Below are 19,996 nucleotides of genomic sequence, written 5' to 3' on the forward strand. Positions count from 1 at the left end.
CTCTGTAGCGCCGGTCACAACTGGCAGGATGGAACGTATGACTTATTCCGCGGCGGAAAACCGCTACGAATCCATGCCCTACCGCCGGGTAGGCCGCAGCGGCCTGAAACTTCCGGCCATCTCGTTGGGGCTCTGGCACAACTTCGGCGACGACAAGCGCTTTGACGAACAGCGCGCCATCCTCCGGCGTGCCTTCGACCTGGGCGTCAACCACTTCGACCTCGCCAACAACTACGGCCCGCCGGACGGCTCAGCCGAAACCAACTTCGGCCGGCACCTCAAGGACGACTTCAAGCCGTACCGCGACGAGCTGGTCATTTCCACCAAGGCCGGCTACTACATGTGGCCCGGCCCCTACGGTGAATGGGGCTCCCGGAAGTACCTGATCTCAAGCCTGGACCAGTCGCTGCAGCGCATGGGGCTGGACTACGTGGACATTTTCTACAGCCACCGGCCGGATCCCGAAACTCCACTGGAAGAGACCATGGGTGCCTTGGATTACGCCGTGCGTTCGGGCAAGGCCCTGTACGCGGGGATCTCGTCCTACACCCCGGAACAGACCTTGGAGGCAGCCCGGATCCTGAAGGAACTCGGCACGCCGCTGCTGATCCACCAGCCCAGCTACTCCATGCTCAACAGGTGGACCGAGAACGGCAGCCCCAACCTGTACGAGGCACTGGACCAGGTGGGGGCCGGTTCCATCGCCTTCTCGCCGCTGGCCCAGGGCATGCTGACCAACCGCTACCTCAACGGCATCCCCGCTGACTCGCGCGCCGCCAAGGCCCGGTTCCTGTCCGAGGACGCCATCACGGACGAGAAACTGGAGCGGATCCGCGGCCTGCACACCATCGCCGAGGGCCGCGGCCAGACGCTGGCACAACTGGCCATCGCCTGGATCCTGCGGGACCAGCCGAAGGGCTCGCCGGTGACGTCAGCACTGGTTGGTGCGTCCAGCGTTGCCCAGCTGGAGGACACCCTGTCCGCCATCAACAACCTCGAATTCACTGCTGACGAGTTTACTGCCATCGACGAGTTTGCCGTGGAATCGGACATCAACCTCTGGAAACAGCCGGTCTGATTTCCGTCCTGCCATTCCAAAAGGCGGGACGAGGGAACAAGCCCCCGTCCCGCTGTGTTGGGTACTATGGAAAGGCGCCGCGCGGCGCCGAGCCTGCCGGCCGTCGTCGTACTTCCCTCGAAGCCGATCCGGCCGGCTGACGTTTGTCCTAAAGGAGTTCCGTGTCTTCACATCCGATTCGTGTTGCAATCGTCGGCGTAGGAAACTGCGCCGCTTCGCTGGTCCAGGGCGTCCACTACTACAAGGACGCTGACCCCAAGGCCACGATTCCGGGCCTGATGCACGTTGAGTTCGGCCAGTACCACGTGGGTGACGTTGAGTTCGTCGCCGCGTTTGACGTCGACGGCAAGAAGGTCGGCGTTGACCTGGCCGACGCCATCCTGGCAAGCGAAAACAACACCATCAAGATCGCTGACGTGCCGCCCACCGGCGTCACTGTCCAGCGCGGCCACACCCTCGACGGCCTCGGCAAGTACTACCTCGAGACCATCGAACAGTCCACCGAAGAGCCCGTGGACGTGGTCCAGGCCCTCAAGGACGCCGCTGTAGACGTCATGGTCTGCTACCTGCCCGTTGGCTCGCAGCAAGCTGCCGAGTTCTATGCCCAGGCCGCAATCGACGCCGGCGTAGCGTTTGTCAACGCGCTGCCTGTGTTCATCGCCGGCACCAAGGAATGGGCGGACAAGTTCACCGCCGCGGGCGTGCCGATCGTGGGCGACGACATCAAGAGCCAGATCGGCGCCACCATCACGCACCGCGTGATGGCCAAGCTGTTCGAAGACCGCGGTGTCACCCTGGACCGCACGTACCAGCTGAACGTCGGCGGCAACATGGACTTCAAGAACATGCTGGAGCGCGACCGCCTTGAGTCCAAGAAGATCTCCAAGACCCAGGCCGTCACCTCCAACGTCGAAGCCGAACTGGCTGCCAAGGACGTCCACATCGGCCCGTCCGACTACGTCCAGTGGCTCGATGACCGCAAGTGGGCCTTCGTCCGCCTCGAGGGCCGCAACTTCGGTGACGCCCCTGTCTCGCTCGAGTACAAGCTGGAAGTCTGGGATTCACCCAACTCTGCCGGCGTGATCATCGACGCCATCCGCGCCGCCAAGATCGGCCTGGACCGCGGCATCGGCGGCCCGCTGCTCTCCGCATCGAGCTACTTCATGAAGTCCCCGCCGGAGCAGTTCAACGACGACCTCGCCCGCGAAAAGGTGGAAGCCTTCATCCGCGGAGACCTGGACCGCTAAACTCCTTATTTCCTGCAGTTGCCCTATCACTTTTGGTCCTCAAACCCCCTGTTTGGGAACCAAAAGTGATAGGGCAACTGGCTTTTAAGCGGCCAGGAGTGCCAGCCGTACCTGGTTTGTGGCACGCCTGAAGTCCTGGGCCAGGTCATCCGCGTTGAACTTGAAGTACCTCCAGCCCGCCGAGTTAAAGGCTTCGTCCCGCCGATTGTCCCTGGACTGCTGTTCCCGCGTCAGGTGGTGGCCGCCGTCGTACTGAATGGCGATACGCTCCCGCCGGTATCCCATGTCAGCGGCGGGGGAGTAGGCATCATCGGGAACGATCTTTACTTGCAGTTCAGGTTCCGGAAGACCGGCCTCAGTAAGCGCAAGGCGCAGGAAAGTTTCAGGGGCAGAGTCAGCCCCGGCGCGCAGCAACAGCATTGCCTCGCGGGCTTTGACGATCCCTTTCATCTTCGGGTGCCGAATCAGCATGCAGCGCAACTGCTCCGGGGTGTTCCAGGGCTCCGTTCGTTCTTCCAAGCCGTATCGTGGTTGTCGCACCAATTGGTCGCCGACAGCCACCAACTCCTGCAGAGGCAACGAAGCGGCAAGATCCAGCCACGTCCGTGCGGGGGTGGATATGCGGATGCCATTCAAAACGGTGATTTCGTCGTCGAAGGCTAAGACGGTATGCCCGACAACACCTGCCCGCCGCACTTGGGGCAGTACTTTTGGCTTACTGAGGTGCAGACTTCTGGAGCCCTGCAGCCAGCTCGGAAGCCATAATCCCCACAACGCTGCTGCCGTTATGTGTGAGATCCATGCCCCCGGAGTTGCGGCCGAAAGCGCGCGGGCCAGCCCGGCAAGTTCGAATTGCCATCCTGCGGGCATATAGAGCAGGCGGCCGGCGGATGCCAGGTCAGACGAGCGTAGCCGAGCCGTGCTCAGGCTCGCTGCCTGTGCCTCATGGACTGTGAACGGAACCGAGGAAAGGTGGGCCGGCAAAGGCGCGGGAAGCTGCATGCGGACCATTGTTACCCGGCGGCCGGGTCGGCCGCAGAAGATATCCACAGCCCTCGTTTGCGCTATCAGTTTTGGTCCCCAATACCCCCGTATGACCGCTAAAACTGATAGGTCAACGCCGGCTTGGGGGTCAGGTGAGGCCGATGGGGTTGCCGGCGTCGTCCACGTCCATGCGCATCGCGGCCGGGGCGGGAGGCAGGCCGGGCATGGTCATCACCGCTCCGGTCAGCGCCACGATGAACCCTGCGCCGGTCTTGGGCAGCAGGTCCCGCACATGGATGGTGAAACCTTTGGGTGCGCCGAGGCGGGAGGCGTCGTCGGTGAAGGAGTACTGCGTCTTGGCCATGCATACCGGCAGCTGGGACCAGCCATTGCGTTCGATATCGGCCAGCCGCTTCAGGGCAGGCACGGAAAACTCGACGCCGTCCGCGCCGTAGATCTCTTGCGCGATGGTCCGGATCTTCTCCTCCACAGGCATGTCCAGGGGGTAGAGGTGCCGGAAAGTGTTGGGGCCCGCCACAACCTGTGCCACGAGGGCCGCGAGTTCGTCACCGCCGTCGCCCCCGCCGCCGCGCCCCCACACGTCGGCGACGGCTGCCCGGACGCCTTCGGCCGCGCACCAGGCCAGCAGCCAGTCGAGCTCCTCCTGGGAGTCGGAGGCGAACTTGTTGATGGCCACCACCGGCGTCACCCCGAATTTCTCCACGTTCCGCACGTGCCGGCGCAGGTTCTCCACTCCGGCCTCCAAGGCGGCCAGGTCCGGGGTGGTGAGCTGGCCCTTGGCCACCCCGCCCTGCATCTTCAGCGCCCGCACCGTTGCCACCACCACCACCGCTGACGGGGCCACCCCGGCGGACCGGGCCTTGATGTCCATAAACTTCTCCGCGCCGAGGTCGGCCCCAAAACCGGCCTCGGTGACAACAATGTCCGCCAACCGCCTGGCCGTCTGGGTGGCAATCAGGGAGTTGCAGCCATGGGCGATATTGGCGAACGGACCGCCGTGGACCAACGCCGGGGTGCCGGCGATGGTCTGGACCAAATTGGGTTTGATGGCCTCCTTGAGCAGCAGTGTCAGTGCCCCCTGCACACCGAGGTCGGCCACCGTGACAGGGGAGCGGTCAAAGGTGTAGCCGAACGTGATGCGGCCCAGGCGCTCGCGGAGGTCGGCCAGGTCCGTTGCCAGGCAGAAAACGGCCATGATCTCGGACGCCACCGTGATATCGAAGCCGTCCTCGCGCGGGACCCCCTGGGACGGCCCGCCGAGGCCGATCACCACCTCACGCAGAGCCCTGTCATTCATGTCCAGAACCCGTTTGAAGGTCATCCGCCGGGGGTCGATGTTCAGCTCGTTGCCCTGGAAGATGTGGTTGTCCACCAGCGCCATCAGCGCGTTGTTGGCTGAGGTGATGGCATGGAAGTCGCCGGTGAAGTGGAGATTGATCTCGTCCATCGGCAGCACCTGCGAGTACCCGCCGCCGGTGGCTCCGCCCTTCATCCCCAGGACCGGGCCCAGCGACGGCTCGCGCAGGGCGATCATCACCCTGTGCCCAGCCCGGGCAAGGGAATCGCCGAGTCCCACCGTGGTGGTGGATTTGCCTTCGCCGGCCGGTGTGGGGGACATGGCCGAGACCAGCACCACTTTCCCGTGCGGGGCCAGCGCGGCGAGGCCGGCCGGGTCGATCTTCGCCTTGTACCGCCCGTACCGCTCCAGGGCTTCCAGGTTGATCCCCGCAGCCGCGGCAATTTCGTCGATGGGCCGGATCCTGGCAGCCCTGGCTATTTCGAGATCAGTTGGAAGACGAGACATCGTTGCCCTTTCCTGCACCGGCCCGCGCCGGACACCTGCCCCTAAGCTAACAGGTGCGCCCGGGCAGGGTGGCATGTTCAGGAAGCCGGAAGGGCAGTGGCCAGGTGGGGCCGCACAAAATTGTCGACGGCGGCATGGTAGCTTTCGAGCGTGATGGCGGCAGTGCGCTGCCATCCCGAGTTCTGCGCCCGGATCGCCGCGGCCCGGCCCATGTCGTCGCGGGTCACGGGGTCGTCGTACAAAGCCTCCAAGGCATCGGCCCAGTCGGCGGCGTGGTGGCCGTCCACCAGCAGCCCGGTCCTGCCATGGAAGATGGCCCGCGACAGCCCGCCCACCCGGGTGGCCACAACAGGCGTACCGCAGGCCTGGGCCTCGAGCGCCACCAGCCCGAAGGACTCGCTGTAGGAGGGCATCACCACCACGTCCGCCGCGCGGAACCAGCCCGCAAGCTCAGGTGCCTTCACCGGCGGAAGCTGCGTGACGACGTCGTCCATTCCTGCCTCCGCCACCAGGCGCCGCAGGTTGAATTCCTTGTTGCCGCTCAGCGAGCCCAGGATGGTGAGCCGGAGGTCGATGTCAGGGCGTCGGTGCGGCTGCGCAGCAGCGCGGCTGCGTTCACCAGCACCTGGGGCCCTTTCAGCCGCTGGATCCGCCCCGCGAAAACCAGGTGGAACGTGTCCGGGCTGATGCCGCGCTTCGTCCTTGACCGGGCGCGGAAGGCCGGCGTGAAGGTGCTCAGGTCCACCCCGGGCGGGGCAATGTCGATGCGGTCGTACGAGGCCCCGTAATGCGACACCAGCTCGGCGGCCTCCGCACTCGTGTTGGCGATCAGCCGTGCGGCTCCGTCCACAATCCGGTGCTCACCCAGCTCGCGGCGGCGCGGCTCGGGCTGCTCCCCGGACTCGAGCAGGAGGTTCTTGACCTTGGCCATGGTGTGCATGGTGTGGACCAGCGGCACGCCCCACAGGCCGGACAGCTCCAGTCCCGCGATCCCCGAGACCCAGTAATGGGAGTGGATGACGTCGTAGTGCCCGTGCGGCTGCCGCTGACGGATCTGCTCGATTTCCTCCACCATGTGGTGCAGCAGGCCGGGAAGCTCTTCTTTCGGGATCTTCGTGGGCGGACCGGCCAGGACATTGTGGACGCACACGCCGGGGTCCGGGTGCTCCACCGCAGGTTGGCCGGCGTACGTGGAACGCGTGAAGATCTCCACTTCCACGCCGGCTTCGGCCAGCGCGGAGGCCAGCTCACGGATGTAGACGTTCATGCCCCCGGCGTCGCCGGAACCGGGCTGTTCCATGGGGGAGGTGTGGAGGGACAGTAATGCCACCCTGCGGACAGGCGCCACGGGACCTCCTTCCGGCCGCCGGCGCGGATCAACGCGCCGGGTCAGTGCTGGGCATTCGATAAAACACTACTCCTGTGTCAACGCCAACCGCCGCGCCACATCTTCCCCAAGGCAGGAAACGCCTCCTCGTAACCTGCCAGGAGGGCCGAACCGAGCTCGTCGGACCCCACCAGGGGGTGCCGGGCGAAGGCCTGGAGCGCCGCATCCCGGTCACCGTCCACCACTGCCCGGACGGTCAGCCGCTCCACCTCCTTCACCCGCTGCAGCAGTCCGAGCTGATCCGCGCCGGGAGCCTGCTGGGGCAGCGGCAGCGCGCCGTCGGCCGTCACCCTGCAGGGAAGTTCGACGACGGCGTCCGCCGGCAGCCCCGGAATGGCCGCTTCAGGGGCGGCGGCCGGAGCTGTGGCTTGCTGCGGAGCGGACGTCGCCGCTGGTGAAGGCACGGTGTTGCGGGTATTGAGGATCAACTGAGCCTCCCCGGAACCGGAGAGGGCCCGCATGGCTGCCAGTGCCACCCGCTCATAGCCTCCGCCGGCGAGGTCGTCCTCGTTCCGGTGCTCGTCCTTCCCCCGGGCTTCGGCCAGATACCCCTCCTCGCGGGAGCGGCGGGCAGCCTCCCACAAACTGAATGCACCGGAACCCGCAGCGGCCAGCCGGGGGTAGAGCTCCTGCTGCTGGGCGTGAATGGACTCGCCGCGGGTCTGGGCCATGACCCGCATCGCCTCCCGTGCATGGTCCTGCTCGTAGTAGTAATACAGGTACTCGTTGGGGAGGGCGCCCAGGCGCTCAAGGAACGGTTGGGGGAACAGCCGGCCCTCTTCAAAGGACTGAAGGGCGCGCGGGTCAGACAGCAAGGCAGGCAGCATGTCACGCCCCCCGGACTCCAACCGGTACAGCCAGCCCAGGTGGTTCAGCCCGTAGTAGCCCACGCCGTCGAGCGTTCCCTCAGGCAGCCTGACGCCGGCCGCCCGCGCCGCGCGGTGCACCAGGCCGCCCGCTGAGTCGCAGATTCCAATGACGCGCCGCCCAAGGACGGGCATGAGCGCCTCGGTGACCATACCGGCGGGGTTGGTGAAGTTGATCAGCCATGCGTCCGGGCAGTGTTCCTTCATCAGGCGCGCGAGGTCCAGCATGTGCGGGATGGTCCGCAAGGCGTAGGAGATGCCGCCTGCCCCGGTGGTTTCCTGGCCCAGCACGCCCAGGTCCTGGGCAACCTTTTCGTCGGCCACCCGGCCAGCGGTGCCGCCGGGGCGGATGGCGGCAAACACCATCCGGGTGCCCGTCAGCGCCTCGACGAGGTCAGTGGTGGGATGGATCTGCAGGTGGGCGGCCGGGGCGGGCATGCTGCGCAGGACCGCCGTGACCGCGGCCAGGCGCGGGAGGTCCACGTCATACAGCACCAGTTCGCTGACTAGGCCGGAGAAGGAACCGGAGACCAGCGCGCGGTAGATCAACGGAACCCGGAAACCCCCGCCGCCCACAATGAGAAGCCGCATAACCAGCAGTCTAGGTGCGGCTGTCCACAGCACCTACGGCCGCCCCTACCGCCTGTGCATGGCAGGGCGTAGTGTGCGGGCATGGACGCGATACCAGCACGCCCTTTCGATCCCCTGGCTGCCGTCCGGTCGCCCTCGGACCCTGGCTTTGATGTGCTGCTTGCCGGCACGGTGTTCCAGGACATTATTTTTACCGGCCTGCCCCATGGGCCGGAACCGGGCACGGAAATCTGGAGCGACGGCATGGGCAGCTGCCCGGGCGGCGTGGCCAACCAGGCCATTGCGGCGGCACGGCTGGGCTTGCGGACGGGCCTCGCGGCGGCGTTTGGCGACGACGGATACGGGGACTTCAACTGGAAGATCCTCTCCGGCCAGGAGCACGTGGACCTCAGCCTGTCGAAGAAGGTTCCCGGCTGGCACTCGCCGGTCACGGTCTCGCTGTGCGTGGACAAGGACCGGTCGCTGGTGACCCACGGCCACGCCGCCCCCGTGACATCCTCCGAGCTCATCGGCGATCCGCCGCCTGCGCTCGCCGGGATCGCGGAAGTGGGACTGGAAGTGGAGCCTTGGGCCAAGGCGGCTCACCAGTCCGGGGTGAAGCTGTTCGGCGATGTTGGCTGGGATCCCAGTGGCGTGTGGGCGCCGGTCCGGCTGGAGAACCTGCAGTACTTTCACGCGTTCCTGCCCAACCAGCGCGAAGCCATGGCCTTCACCGGCAAGGACGATCCGTGGACCGCGTTATATGCGCTGGCCGACCGCGTTCCGGTGGCAGTGGTGACTTTGGGGCCGCAGGGTGCCATGGCCGTGGATTCGGAAACGGGGGAGGAAGAGTGGGTGCCTTCGCTGCCCGTGAAGGCTTTTGATCCCACCGGCGCCGGTGACTGTTTCGACGCCGCGTTCATCGTTGGGAGCCTGGCCGGCTGGCCGCTGGGGAACAGGCTTCGTTTCGCGAACCTTTGCGCCTCCCTGGCGGTGCAGGAAGTGGGCGGCTCACTGGCCGCACCGGGCTGGGGTGACATTGCCGACTGGTGGAAGCGGGCCAACGCCCGGCCGGAACGGCAGACCAGCCAATGGTTGCGGCGGTTCTCGTTTTTGGCTGACATCGTCCAGGACGTTCCCCTCGCCGCCCAGCGCAGGGCAGCAGCCACTATCGCACACCTCTCCGACGCGTGATTATTCGGCCCGTAGCGCCAGCACTAGAATCACTAGGGTGACTTACCCCGCTACAACCGGTGATTTCGACGCTGCGCCCGCACAGGACCACCGCCACGAAAGGTCCGCCGTGATCGACCTTGATGCCATCCGGCACAACGTCCGCCGGCTGGCCGGAGCAGCATCCCCGGCGAAGGTCATGGCCGTGGTGAAGGCTGACGCTTACGGCCACGGTGCAGTCCCGGTGGCCCGTGCCGCCCTCGAAGCCGGTGCAGCATGGCTGGGCGTCGCGCACATCTCAGAGGCACTGGCCCTGCGCGCCGCCGGCATCGACGCGCCGCTGCTCGCCTGGCTGCACACCACGGAAAGCAACTTCGGGGCGGCGGTGGCTGCCGGCGTCGACATCGGATGCTCAGGCTGGGAGCTGGACCGTATTGTGGCAGCGGCCCGCGAGCAGGAGCGCCCGGCACGGATCCATCTCAAAGTGGATACCGGCCTGGGACGTAATGGTGCCACTCTTGATACCTGGGACCACCTCGTGGGCGAAGCCATGGAATACCAGGACCAGGGGCTGCTGCGCGTGGTGGGAATCTTCTCGCACCTCGCCGTCGCTGACGAGCCGGAGCGGCCGGAGACCGACCAGCAGCTTGCCGCGTTCCGGGAAGTGCTGGCGGTTGCCGAGGACGCCGGAGTGGACCCCGAGGTGCGGCACCTCGCCAACACTCCGGCTACGCTCTCCCGTCCCGATACCCACTTCGACCTGGTCCGCGTGGGCCTGGGCATTTACGGGCTTTCGCCCTTTGACGGCCAGACCTCGGCCGAGCTGGGACTCCGCCCGGCCATGACGCTGAGGACCGTGGTGTCCCAGTGCAAGGAAGTGCCGGACGGTCAGGGCGTGTCCTACGGCCTCCGGTACCACACGAGCGGCCCCAGCACCCTGGGCCTGATCCCGATGGGCTACGCCGACGGGATTCCGCGCGTTGCCACCGGCGGCCCGGTCCGGGTGGCCGGCAGGACCTACCCCGTGGTGGGGCGGATCGCCATGGACCAGATGGTGATCGACCTCGGTGACATTGGCCCCGGGGGTGCCGGCCTCCTGGGTGCCGAAGCTGAGCTTTTTGGCGACGGATCCGACGGCGGCCCCACGGCTGACGACTGGGCCCGCGCCGCCGGAACCATCAACTACGAGATCGTGACGCGGATCAGCCCGCGGGTTCCGCGCCGTTTCGTCAACGAACAGTCCGCCAGCGCACACGCTGGAGAGGGGGCCGCATGAGTGCGTCAAACCAGCCTGCGGATGGCCGCCCTGAGGTCTCGTCGGAGGACAGCCCTGGTGTCCGGCCCAACTGGGAAAAAACGTTAACGGCGACGACGGCGGAAGAGACCCACAACCTCGGCGTGCGCCTTGCGGGGGTCCTTGAAGCCGGGGACCTGCTGGTGCTTTCCGGCGAGCTGGGTGCCGGGAAAACCACCTTCACGCAGGGGCTGGGTGAGGGGCTGGGCGTGCGTTCCGGCGTCATTTCCCCCACGTTCGTCCTGGTCCGCATCCACCCCAACCTGCCGGACGGGCCGCGCCCCGGTGGGCCGGACCTGGTGCACGTGGACGCGTACCGCCTGGGTTCAGCAGCCGAAATTGACGACATCGATCTGGAGAACACGCTGGACTCTTCCGTCACAGTGGTCGAATGGGGACACGACCGGGTGGAGCACCTGAGCGAGAGCCGGCTTGAAATCGACCTGCACCGTGCGATAGGGCTCGGCGCCGGTGGGGGAGACGCCTCGACTCCCGGCGGAACCACTGAGGGGACAGCACTTGACTTCGACAATGAGGACACCGACGAGCCCCGAACCATTGTGATGCGCGGCTATGGTCCCCGCTGGGCCACCGTTCCGGAACCGGTGGCCACCCTTGAAGGGACATTTTGATGCTGATCCTCGCCATCGACACCTCCGCCGTGGCCAGCGCCGCACTGGTCTCGGACGACGCACTGGAAGGCGTGGTGGGCAGCTTCTCCACTGAGGACACCCGGAGCCACGCGGAAGTCCTTGCACCGGAAATCCAGCAACTGCTGCTTGACGCGGGTGTCAGCGGGAACGATATTGACGCCCTCGTGGTGGGCGTGGGGCCGGGTCCGTTCACCGGGCTGCGGTCCGGAATCGCCACCGCGCGCACCCTGTCGTTTGTCTGGGGCAAACCCCTGTACGGGATGATGAGCCTGGACGCGGTGGCCCTGGAAGTCGCGGAATCCACTACCGCCGCCCCGGAATTCCTGGTGGTCACGGACGCGCGGCGCAAGGAAGTCTACTGGGCACGGTACAGCCTCACCGAAGGCCAGTTGCCCGTTTTGGAGGATGGCCCGCACGTCAGTTTCGCCTCAGACCTGCCGGATCTTCCCGCCTACGGTGCCGGCGCCGGGCTCTACGCAGACACCCTGAAGGCGAACGCGGAATTCGCCCATGAACAGCCGGACGCCCTCTACCTGGGCCAGTTCGCGCTGGCCCAGCTCGCCGCCGGCGCTGACCTCCTCGATTCCACGCCCCTCTACCTGCGCGAATCCGACGCCCAGGTTCCCGGACCACGGAAGAGGGCGCTGTGAACCCCGCTCCGGACCCCAGCAACCACGGAATCTCCGTGCGGGAGATGACACCCAACGATGTCATCGCCGTCAGCGTTCTGGAGCAGCGGCTTTTCCCTGTGGACGCCTGGCCGCTGCACATGTTTTACGACGAGCTGGCCCAGCCCGATACCCGGTGGTACCTGGTGGCCGAGGGCAGCGAAGGCATCGTGGGCTACGCCGGGCTGATGTGCATCGAACCCATCGCGGACGTACAGACCATCGCCGTCGTGCCTGAATACGAAGGACGGGGGGTCGGCACCACGCTGCTGACCCGGCTCATCGAGGAGGCCCGCCGCAGGTACGCGGCGGACCTCCTGCTGGAGGTCCGCGCCGACAATCCCCGCGCCCAGCAGCTCTACCTCCGTTTCGGCTTCGAACAGATCCACGTGCGCCCCGGCTACTACCGCGACGGCGTGGACGCCCTCATCATGCGGCTCCAGCTCACCGGCGATGCCGCACAGGAGGCCAGTCAGGAAGAAGGCCAGGAAAAGGGAGACGACACATCAACGGAAGCAGGCCGGCCATGAACCACGCTCAGCCCCTGGTGCTCGGCATCGAATCCTCCTGCGACGAAACCGGCGTTGGCATTGTCCGGGGGACCACCCTCCTGACCAACACCGTCTCTTCCTCCATGGACGAGCACGTCCGGTTCGGCGGGGTCATCCCGGAGATCGCATCGCGGGCCCACCTCGATGCTTTTGTCCCCACCCTCGAGCAGGCGCTGTCCGAGGCCGGCGTAACCCTTGACGAGGTGGATGCCATCGCCGTCACCTCAGGCCCTGGCCTGGCCGGCGCCCTCATGGTGGGGGTCTGCGCGGCCAAGGCCCTCGCTGTGGCCACTGGCAAGCCGCTGTACGCCATCAACCACCTCGTGGCGCATGTCGGGGTGGGCCTGCTCGACGGCAAGGACGGACAGGCGCCGGAGCTGCCGGACAACCTCGGCGCCCTGCTGGTCTCCGGCGGGCACACCGAAATCCTGAAGATCAACAGCATCACCGACGACGTTGTGCTCCTTGGTTCCACGATTGACGACGCCGCCGGCGAAGCCTACGACAAAGTGGCCCGCATCCTCGGCCTTGGCTACCCGGGCGGCCCCGCCATCGACAGGATGGCCCGCACCGGCAACGCGAAGGCCATCCGCTTCCCCCGCGGCCTCAGCCAGCCCAAGTACATGGGCACCGCCGATGACCCCGGCCCGCACCGCTACGACTGGTCCTTCAGTGGCCTCAAGACGGCGGTGGCCCGGTGCGTGGAGCAGTTCGAGGCGCGCGGCCAGGAAGTTCCGGTGGCGGACATCGCGGCGGCTTTCCAGGAAGCCGTGGTGGACATCATCTCCTCCAAGGCCGTGCTGGCATGCCGCGAGCACGGCATCAAGGATGTGCTGATGGGCGGCGGTGTGGCGGCCAATTCACGGCTCCGGGAGCTGACCGGACAGCGCTGCGCCTCGGCGGGGATCAGGCTGCACGTCCCGCCGCTGGACCTGTGCACGGACAACGGTGCCATGGTGGCGGCGCTGGGCGCGCAGCTGGTGATGGCAGGAGTGGCACCGAGCGGCATTGGTTTTGCCCCGGACTCATCCATGCCGGTCACATCGGTATCGCTCTCCGCCTGAAACCCCACTTGACCCATCACTTTTGGTTCCCAAAACACCTGTTTGGGGACCAAAACTGATAGGTCAAGGCAGGGGAGATCAGGCGGTGGGGCCGTTCCGCATCTGCTTCACCAGATCCAGGACCACGGCCTGGAGGTCACCGCCGTGTTCTTCGGCCACCCGGCGCTGGCGCTGGTAGCCGGCGCCGCGGCGGATGATCTTTTCGACGTCGGCCAGCTCATCCGGGCAGCCCAGCTTGGCGGCCACCGGCTCCAGCCGGTTCAGGGTCTCCAGCAGGTGGTCCGTGACCAGCTGTTCCTTGCCGGCGGCGTCGAGGATGATGATGGCGTCCATTCCGTACCTGGCGGCACGCCACTTGTTCTCCTGCACGTGCCACGGCGGCATGGTGGGAATGGTTCCGCCGTTGTCCAGGGTGGTGGAGAACTCATCCACCAGGCACTGGGTGAGAGCGGCGATGGCACCCACTTCCTCGAGCGTGGCCAGGCCGTCGCAGATGCGCATTTCGATGGTGCCCAGGTTCGGCACGGGCCGGATGTCCCAGCGGATTTCCGAAAGGGTATCGATCACCCCGGTGGTGAACATGTCCTGCACGTAGGACTCGTACTCTTCCCAGGAACCGAACTGGAAGGGCAGGCCGGCCGTGGGGAGCTGCTGGAACATCAGGGCCCGCTGCGATGCGTAGCCGGTATCCTCGCCGCCCCAGAACGGGCTCGACGCCGAAAGCGCCTGGAAGTGCGGGAAGTAGTTGACCAGCCCGTCCAGCACGGGAAGTGCCTTCTCGCGGCGGTCCAGTCCCACATGCACGTGCACGCCGTAAATCACCATCTGGCGGCCCCACCATTGCGTGCGGTCGATGAGCTTGGCGTAACGTTCCTTGTCCGTCACAGGCTGCAGCTGCGGCGGGCTGAAGGGGTGGCTTCCGGCGCAGAACACTTCCACGCCCATGGGATCGGTGATTTCCCGGACCGCAGCCAAGGACCGGCTGAGGTCCTCCTTGGCTTCGCCGGCGGTTTCGCAGATTCCAGTGACCAGCTCAACCGTGTTCAGCAGCAGTTCCTGCTTGATGTGCGGGTGCTCGTCATCCTCGTTCAGCTCGGGGTGCCGGGAGGCCACGCCGCGCAGCACCTGGTTGGCAACGGAGGCGAGTTCGCCGGTCCGGCCGTCCACCAGCGCGAGCTCCCATTCCACACCGAGGGTCGATTGCCTCGATGAAGCGAAGTCAATCTTCACGCGTTTCCTCACTGTCCGGGTTGCCGCTGGGCACGCCGCTGGCAGGCTGTTGCTGGCGGGCGCGCGGTGGTTCAAGTCTAGTGCAGGGGTAGCATCGTATTGATGGCCTCGTTCCAACACCTGCGTGACAGTTTTCACAAAACCTTCCCCGTCCTGGCTGCAGCCTCCGCTGCGGTGGCACTAGCCTCCTGCTCTGCCGCCCCGCCGGCTGCCCCTTCACAGGCACCCTCCACGCCTGCCGCGCCTTCGGCAACACCGCGTACGACGCCGGCACCTGGCACTGCTTCCCAGTCACCTTCCGCCACGGAAGACCCCGCGCTGCGGCCATTGGGATGGGGACCCCAGCAACAGGACCAGGACGCCGCTGCCGCGGCGGTTGCCGCGATGTCGCCCGAACAGAAGGCGGGCCAGGTCCTCCTGCCCTTCTTTGCCGGGACGGACCCAGCCGCTCATGCCGCCGTCGTCGAACGCCTGCACCTGGCCGGTTCCATCATCATGGGCGACAACGTCCCGCTGGATCCTCAGGGAAAGGTGAATGTTGCCGCGATGACCGCCATAAACCAGCGGCTCGCGCAGGCCTTCAGGGCTGACGGCAGGCCATGGCCGGGGATCATTGGAGTGGACCAGGAGGGCGGGATAGTGGCCCGGCTGGGGGCGCCGCTGACGGAATGGCCGGTACCCATGAGCTACGGCGCCGCCGGCAGCGGCCCCCTGGCGCGCGAAGCCGGGCAGGGCCTGGCCGGCGAACTGGTGCCGCTGGGCTTCAACACGGATTTCGCCCCGGACACCGACGTCACCGTCGGGCCGAAGGATCCCACCATCGGTGCCCGTTCCATGTCCGGCGATCCGGACGCCGTGGGCAGCCTGGGTGTGGCGTTCTCCCAGGGCATGCTCGCCGCGGGCGTCCTTCCGGCCGTCAAACATTTTCCGGGACATGGCTCCGTCACTGCTGATTCGCACCTGTTCCTTCCCTCGCAGCCGGCCTCCGTGGCGGAACTCCAGGCGCGCGACTGGAAGCCCTTCCAGGCTGCCATCGCCGCGGGTGCCCCCATGATCATGACAGGGCACATCGCCGTGCCTGCCCTGGAACCCGGTGTGCCGGCGTCGCTCTCCGCCCCTGCCTATGCCGCGCTGCGGGGGCTCGGCTTCAAGGGTGTGGCCGTGACTGACGCCCTGAACATGGGAGCGGTGAGCAAGCAGTACCCGGGAGGATCCGCCGCGGTGAAGGCCCTGGCCGCGGGAGCCGACCTGCTGCTGATGCCCGCGGACGTCCAGCAGGCCCACGCCGCCATTGTTGAGGCCGCAGCCTCCGGTGCCCTGCCCGCCGCCCGGCTCGATGAAGCCGCCCTGCGGGTGGCCACCATGATGACCTGGCATGCCAGGACAGCAACCCCCCAGGCAGGCGCCCCGGCCGGGAGCGGTGGCGCGCTGTCCGCCAAGGTTTCGGCCGCCGCGGTGACGGTTCTAACGGGCCAGTGTTCCGGCCCCCTCACGTCCGGCGGAGTCCAGGTGGCGGGCGGCAGTGCTGCGGACAGGGAACGGTTCGCGGCTGCTGCCGCCCGCGCCGGGCTCACCGTCGGTTCCGGGCCTGTCGTCAGCCTTATCGGGTACGGCGGCCGCCCCGCAGGAGGGGACATCGCCGTGGCCCTCGATGCCCCGTGGCCCCTGCAGGATGCCACCGCGCCGGTGAAGATGGCCCTGTATGGGCGCAGCCAGGGGGCGTTCGACGCGCTCGCCGCCGTCCTGGCCGGAAAGGCGACCGCCCCGGGGAAGCTGCCCGCCGCCGTCGGACGCTTCCCGGCAGGCACCGGCTGCCCCTAAATTCGCACTGACTCGCATTTAACGCAGTCATTAGTGGAATTCGGTGCGTTTTCTGCGAGTCAGTTCGGAGGGAACGCGTTTAATGGTCTGGTGCCCATTCTGAATAAAGACATGACCCTCTGCATCTCGCTCTCGGCCCGGCCCAGCAACAACGGGACCCGGTTCCACAACCACCTCTACGGGCAGCTGGACCTGAACTGGATCTACAAGGCCTTCGCCCCCACCAACTTGAAACAGGCCATTGCCGGGGTTCGCGGGTTGGGCATCCGCGGGTGCGCCGTGTCCATGCCCTACAAGGAAGACGTGATCGCCCTCGTTGACGAGATGGACCCCTCAGCGAAGGCCATCGACTCCGTCAACACCATCGTGAACACGGACGGGCATCTCAAGGCCTACAACACCGACTACACCGCGATCGAGCAGCTGCTGGCGTCCAACCACGTCCCCACCAGCTATTCCGTGCTGGTCCAGGGTGCCGGCGGCATGGCCAAAGCAACGGTGGCCGCGCTTCGGGACGCCGGGTTCACCGATGTCACCGTCCTCGCCCGGAACGAAACCACGGGCCGCGCACTTGCCGAACAGTACGGGTTCCAGTGGCGTCCGGAGCTCGGCGGCGGGACAGCGGACCTGATCATCAACGTGACACCCCTGGGGATGGCCGGCGGACACGACGCGGACACCCTGGCATTTCCGGCGGAAACCATCGACGCCGCCCGCGTGGTCTTCGACGTGGTGGCCCTGCCCGCCGAAACCCCGCTGATCAAGGCAGCCCGTGCCGCCGGAAAGCCGGTCATCACCGGCGCGGAAGTGGCCACCATCCAGGCGCTGGAGCAGTTTGTCCTCTACACCGGGGTGCGGCCCACCCCGGAACAGGTCCGCGCTGCCGAGGAGTTCATGCGCGCCCAGTAGGCAGCATCCTTCGGAAAGCTAGACCGGCTCCACCACGATGGCCACCCGGTCCTCCCCGATGCGGGTCAGGACCAGGGTGGCCGTTTTGTTGCCGGCCTTCTTCGCAGCTGCCTTCCCGCCGGGGAGCAGCTGCTTGCGCAGTTCCTCGGGCGTCACGGCGGTGCCGCGCTTTTTGATGTCCAGCACGCCGATGCCCTCCGCCTTCACCCACGCTTTGAGAGCCTTGACGTTGTAGGGAGTGACTTCCAGGATCTTGTAGGCCCGCGCGAAGGGAGTGTCCACCAGCTGCGGGGCACAAATGTAGGCGATGTGCTCATCCACCAGGTGCCCGTCCAGTTGAAGAGCGACGTCGGCCACCAACCCTGCGCGGATCACCGCACCATCGGGCTCATACAGGTAGCCCTCTGCCGGACCAACGGGAGCGGCGGGGCCGGCGCCGAAGTCCTCAGGGCTTGTCAGCTCGGCCGCGCCGGCCGCACCCAGGACCAGGGCGGCCCTGCGGATTCCGGCCCGGCGGACGGCGTTGAACCAGAGCGCCACCTCGGTCACGTCCCCGGCCACCGAAACCCATTGGGCTTCACAGCCGGCCGGTACGGAGTCGTGCGGCATGCCCGGGCCCATCTTGACGCCGACTGCCTTGCCGGATGCGGCGAGGGACTCCACAAAGGACAACGGAGGCGAAAAGGCCTCCGGGTCCCAGATGCGTTTGGTGCCGGACGTGGAGGTGACCCGGCGGGCAGGATCCAGCCAGACGCCGTCGATCCCGTCCAAGGGAACAGCTGTGGCATCGGCGTGGACCACCGTGGCATTGGGGAAGGGGATGAGGTTCACTGTGGCGCAGGCCGCCGTCGTCTCATCCATCTCCACCGCGGTGACGTTGATGTCCATGGACGCCAGTGCCATGGAGTCGGCGGCGAGGCCGCACCCCAGGTCCGCCACGTGACTGATGCCGGCCCCGGCGAACCTCTGGGCGTGGCGGGCTGCGACGTTAAACCGGGTGGCCTGCTCCAGCCCGGCCTGGGTGAACAGCATCTGGCGGGCGAACTCGCCGAACTTGGCTTCGGCTTTGGTGCGGAGCCGGGACTGGGTCAGGACGGCGGAGACCAGTTCGGGGGAGTGCCCGGCCTTACGCAGCGCAGAGTTCAACTCAAAGGATGTCTCCTCCTTGTAGGGGCCCAGGGACGCCAGCAGGTCCCAGCCTTCGGGAGTAAGCAGTGGCGCGATCTGGTCCTGGGGAGCGTGAGACATGCGTTCCAGCCTAGTGGAGGAGACCGGTGGGGGATGCGGGATAGTGTTGAAACCATGGAAGAGAGCGCAGGTCCCCGGCAGTCCGAAGAACCAGCCAAGGACAGGGGTCCCGCCAGATACGCCCGGACGGCTCTGATTGCCGGCGCCCTGGTGGCCGTGGTGTGCCTCGGGCTCCTGGTGGTGATCTTCTCCCTGGACACGTTCAACGCCACCGTCTATTCAGTGGGCGGCAACGACATCGCCGGTGACACGCAGGAAGCCCGGGACATCCGCGGGTTGTACGACGGCGCCCGCGCCGGAAGCATCGCCGTGCTGGTTGCCGCGCTGCTGGTGACGGCCGGGGCGGGGGCCCTTCTTTACCGCGCACGGAACTCTGGAGCGGGTGACGGCGAAGGCGGGGAAGACGTCGATTTCGAGGACCTCGGCCGCTGAGGCCCGCCAGCGCTGGTCAGCAGGACTCCGGAGATCACTAAAACGCCGCCCAGGATCTGCGGCAGTGTGATCGACTGGCCCAGGGCGACGGTGATCAGGGCGGTGAAGACCGCAATGAGGTTCAGGTAGTTGCCCGCGTTCGCGGCCGTTGTGCGTTTCAGGGCAAGGTTCCAGAGCAGGTAGGAACCCAGTGATGGGAACAGCGCAATAAAGGCAAGGGACCAGCCCTCGTAGGATGTCTGGGGCAGCCCTGAGCCCGTGGCCAGGGCCAGCGGGCTGAGGACGACGGCGGCCATCGCCACCTGGAGCGCCGTGGACGTGACCGCGGGGATATCCACCCTCCGGGCAATGATGGTGTAGAGGCCCCACACGGTGATGGCCGCGAGGATCAGCAGTTCCCCTTTGTTGATGGAGAACGTCAGCAACCGGTTGATGTCGCCGCCGGTGAGGACCAGCAGGACGCCTGCCAGGCCCAGGCCGATGCCCGCCCAGCCCAGCGGACGCGGCCTGTCCCGCAGCAGGATCACGGCCAGCACCACGATCAGCGCAGGGTTGGCCGCCGTCACCAGTGAGGCATTCAGGGCGGAGGTGTGGCCGAGTGCGCTGTAGAGCAAGAGCGTGTAGGCGCTCATGCCCAGGGAACTCAGGAGCAGCAGGATGGGCCAGCGGCGCAGGACGCCCCGCCAGTCCGGGCGCTCCACCAGCTGTGCGAGGACCAGCAGCGGCACCGCTGCGAGGGTCCAGCGCCAGTAGGTCAGCTGCAGCGGCTGCATGGTTTCCATGGCGGCATGGCCGACGACGAAGTTTCCGGCCCAGAAGAGGGTGGCGAGGATCAGATAGACAGCGGCACGCACCGGTCAAATGTACACATGGAGGGTTCGCAGATGACGAAACTCTGGCACTCGCCTTGACCGAGTGCTAACCCTTACATAGAGTCTTCATTAGCACTCTCCCTAGGAGGGTGCTAATACATGAAGAGCTGCCAGCCAGGCTGCT

The 19,996-nt window shown here is 66.7% G+C and carries 17 protein-coding genes and 1 pseudogene; 11 read left to right on the forward strand and 7 right to left on the reverse strand.

Annotated elements, in window-relative coordinates; all coding sequences use genetic code 11:
* The first annotated feature begins 37 nt into the window (after positions 1-37).
* A complete protein-coding gene (mgrA, locus tag QF038_RS05755) occupies positions 38-1,078 on the forward strand; it encodes an L-glyceraldehyde 3-phosphate reductase (protein ID WP_307609288.1) in 1,041 nt (346 codons plus the stop codon).
* Positions 1,079-1,239: 161 nt separating this feature from the next.
* Positions 1,240-2,325 (forward strand): inositol-3-phosphate synthase, encoded by a 1,086-nt coding sequence (locus QF038_RS05760; RefSeq protein WP_307609289.1) that lies wholly within the window; start codon positions 1,240-1,242, stop codon positions 2,323-2,325.
* An 84-nt stretch (positions 2,326-2,409) separates the two neighbouring features.
* Here QF038_RS05760 and QF038_RS05765 read toward each other — a convergent pair whose 3' ends face one another.
* From QF038_RS05765 to QF038_RS05780, 4 genes and pseudogenes are all read right to left on the reverse strand, one after another.
* Complete coding sequence (locus tag QF038_RS05765) at positions 2,410-2,775, reverse strand: endonuclease domain-containing protein (RefSeq protein WP_307609290.1); 366 nt, start codon at positions 2,773-2,775, stop codon at positions 2,410-2,412.
* Between the two features lie 682 nt (positions 2,776-3,457).
* Positions 3,458-5,134, reverse strand: a complete 1,677-nt coding sequence (locus tag QF038_RS05770; protein ID WP_307609291.1) for a formate--tetrahydrofolate ligase — start codon at positions 5,132-5,134, stop codon at positions 3,458-3,460.
* Positions 5,135-5,211: 77 nt separating this feature from the next.
* Positions 5,212-6,482 (reverse strand): annotated as a pseudogene (gene mshA, locus QF038_RS05775) (D-inositol-3-phosphate glycosyltransferase).
* A 77-nt stretch (positions 6,483-6,559) separates the two neighbouring features.
* On the reverse strand, positions 6,560-7,978 hold the full coding sequence (locus QF038_RS05780; RefSeq protein ID WP_307609292.1) for a 6-phospho-beta-glucosidase: 1,419 nt from the start codon (positions 7,976-7,978) through the stop codon (positions 6,560-6,562).
* An 81-nt stretch (positions 7,979-8,059) separates the two neighbouring features.
* On the opposite strand from QF038_RS05780, the gene QF038_RS05785 reads away from it, so the two are divergent.
* The 6 genes from QF038_RS05785 to tsaD are packed head-to-tail and all read left to right on the forward strand — an operon-like array spanning position 8,060 to position 13,360.
* Positions 8,060-9,151, forward strand: a complete 1,092-nt coding sequence (locus QF038_RS05785) for a carbohydrate kinase family protein (RefSeq protein ID WP_307609293.1) — start codon at positions 8,060-8,062, stop codon at positions 9,149-9,151.
* A 37-nt stretch (positions 9,152-9,188) separates the two neighbouring features.
* Positions 9,189-10,406: an alanine racemase gene (gene alr, locus QF038_RS05790; protein WP_307609294.1), complete on the forward strand. Its 1,218-nt coding sequence runs from the start codon at positions 9,189-9,191 to the stop codon at positions 10,404-10,406.
* Entirely contained in the window at positions 10,403-11,056 is a 654-nt protein-coding gene (gene tsaE / locus QF038_RS05795) for a tRNA (adenosine(37)-N6)-threonylcarbamoyltransferase complex ATPase subunit type 1 TsaE (RefSeq protein ID WP_307609295.1), read from the forward strand. Before alr ends, tsaE begins: the two co-directional genes overlap by 4 nt.
* The gene (gene tsaB / locus QF038_RS05800) at positions 11,056-11,727 is read left to right on the forward strand and encodes a tRNA (adenosine(37)-N6)-threonylcarbamoyltransferase complex dimerization subunit type 1 TsaB (RefSeq protein ID WP_307609296.1); all 672 of its coding nucleotides are present in this window, start codon (positions 11,056-11,058) and stop codon (positions 11,725-11,727) included. Before tsaE ends, tsaB begins: the two co-directional genes overlap by 1 nt.
* 44 nt (positions 11,728-11,771) lie before the next feature.
* Positions 11,772-12,275, forward strand: coding sequence for a ribosomal protein S18-alanine N-acetyltransferase (gene rimI, locus QF038_RS05805; RefSeq protein WP_307613409.1), 504 nt, complete (start codon positions 11,772-11,774; stop codon positions 12,273-12,275).
* Positions 12,272-13,360: a tRNA (adenosine(37)-N6)-threonylcarbamoyltransferase complex transferase subunit TsaD gene (gene tsaD, locus QF038_RS05810; protein ID WP_307609297.1), complete on the forward strand. Its 1,089-nt coding sequence runs from the start codon at positions 12,272-12,274 to the stop codon at positions 13,358-13,360. The genes rimI and tsaD overlap by 4 nt, the downstream gene beginning before the upstream one ends.
* 78 nt (positions 13,361-13,438) lie before the next feature.
* Here tsaD and QF038_RS05815 read toward each other — a convergent pair whose 3' ends face one another.
* On the reverse strand, positions 13,439-14,590 hold the full coding sequence (locus QF038_RS05815; protein ID WP_307609298.1) for a glutamate--cysteine ligase: 1,152 nt from the start codon (positions 14,588-14,590) through the stop codon (positions 13,439-13,441).
* A gap of 384 nt (positions 14,591-14,974) precedes the next feature.
* Between QF038_RS05815 and QF038_RS05820 the strand changes: the two genes are divergently transcribed.
* Both QF038_RS05820 and QF038_RS05825 read left to right on the forward strand, forming a co-directional pair.
* A complete protein-coding gene (locus QF038_RS05820; protein WP_307613410.1) occupies positions 14,975-16,411 on the forward strand; it encodes a glycoside hydrolase family 3 N-terminal domain-containing protein in 1,437 nt (478 codons plus the stop codon).
* Positions 16,412-16,501: 90 nt separating this feature from the next.
* Complete coding sequence (locus QF038_RS05825; RefSeq protein WP_307609299.1) at positions 16,502-17,320, forward strand: shikimate 5-dehydrogenase; 819 nt, start codon at positions 16,502-16,504, stop codon at positions 17,318-17,320.
* An 18-nt stretch (positions 17,321-17,338) separates the two neighbouring features.
* Here the strand turns inward: QF038_RS05825 and QF038_RS05830 are convergent, their stop codons facing one another.
* Positions 17,339-18,568 carry a class I SAM-dependent methyltransferase gene (locus tag QF038_RS05830; RefSeq protein ID WP_307609300.1) on the reverse strand — a complete coding sequence of 410 codons (1,230 nt, stop codon included), beginning with the start codon at positions 18,566-18,568 and terminating at the stop codon, positions 17,339-17,341.
* 54 nt (positions 18,569-18,622) lie between these two features.
* On the opposite strand from QF038_RS05830, the gene QF038_RS05835 reads away from it, so the two are divergent.
* Positions 18,623-19,000, forward strand: coding sequence for a hypothetical protein (locus tag QF038_RS05835; protein WP_307609301.1), 378 nt, complete (start codon positions 18,623-18,625; stop codon positions 18,998-19,000).
* Here the strand turns inward: QF038_RS05835 and QF038_RS05840 are convergent.
* A complete protein-coding gene (locus QF038_RS05840) occupies positions 18,925-19,854 on the reverse strand; it encodes a DMT family transporter (RefSeq protein ID WP_307609302.1) in 930 nt (309 codons plus the stop codon). The two genes, QF038_RS05835 and QF038_RS05840, sit on opposite strands and share 76 nt — an antisense overlap.
* Between the last annotated feature and the right edge of the window lie 142 nt (positions 19,855-19,996).

The sequence above is a fragment of the Pseudarthrobacter sp. W1I19 genome, assembly GCF_030817835.1.
GTDB lineage: Bacteria > Actinomycetota > Actinomycetes > Actinomycetales > Micrococcaceae > Arthrobacter.

Bases quoted from the DNA above. Each gene is read 5' to 3' on its own strand.
- QF038_RS05835 (WP_307609301.1), top strand. From the start codon at position 18,623: ATGGAAGAGAGCGCAGGTCCCCGGCAGTCCGAAGAACCAGCCAAGGAC.
- tsaD (WP_307609297.1), top strand. From the start codon at position 12,272: ATGAACCACGCTCAGCCCCTGGTGCTCGGCATCGAATCCTCCTGCGAC.
- QF038_RS05830 (WP_307609300.1), bottom strand. From the start codon at position 18,568: ATGTCTCACGCTCCCCAGGACCAGATCGCGCCACTGCTTACTCCCGAA.
- tsaE (WP_307609295.1), top strand. From the start codon at position 10,403: ATGAGTGCGTCAAACCAGCCTGCGGATGGCCGCCCTGAGGTCTCGTCG.
- QF038_RS05780 (WP_307609292.1), bottom strand. From the start codon at position 7,978: ATGCGGCTTCTCATTGTGGGCGGCGGGGGTTTCCGGGTTCCGTTGATC.
- QF038_RS05765 (WP_307609290.1), bottom strand. From the start codon at position 2,775: ATGAAAGGGATCGTCAAAGCCCGCGAGGCAATGCTGTTGCTGCGCGCC.
- QF038_RS05820 (WP_307613410.1), top strand. From the start codon at position 14,975: ATGTCGCCCGAACAGAAGGCGGGCCAGGTCCTCCTGCCCTTCTTTGCC.
- mgrA (WP_307609288.1), top strand. From the start codon at position 38: ATGACTTATTCCGCGGCGGAAAACCGCTACGAATCCATGCCCTACCGC.
- rimI (WP_307613409.1), top strand. From the start codon at position 11,772: ATGACACCCAACGATGTCATCGCCGTCAGCGTTCTGGAGCAGCGGCTT.
- QF038_RS05770 (WP_307609291.1), bottom strand. From the start codon at position 5,134: ATGTCTCGTCTTCCAACTGATCTCGAAATAGCCAGGGCTGCCAGGATC.
- QF038_RS05785 (WP_307609293.1), top strand. From the start codon at position 8,060: ATGGACGCGATACCAGCACGCCCTTTCGATCCCCTGGCTGCCGTCCGG.
- tsaB (WP_307609296.1), top strand. From the start codon at position 11,056: ATGCTGATCCTCGCCATCGACACCTCCGCCGTGGCCAGCGCCGCACTG.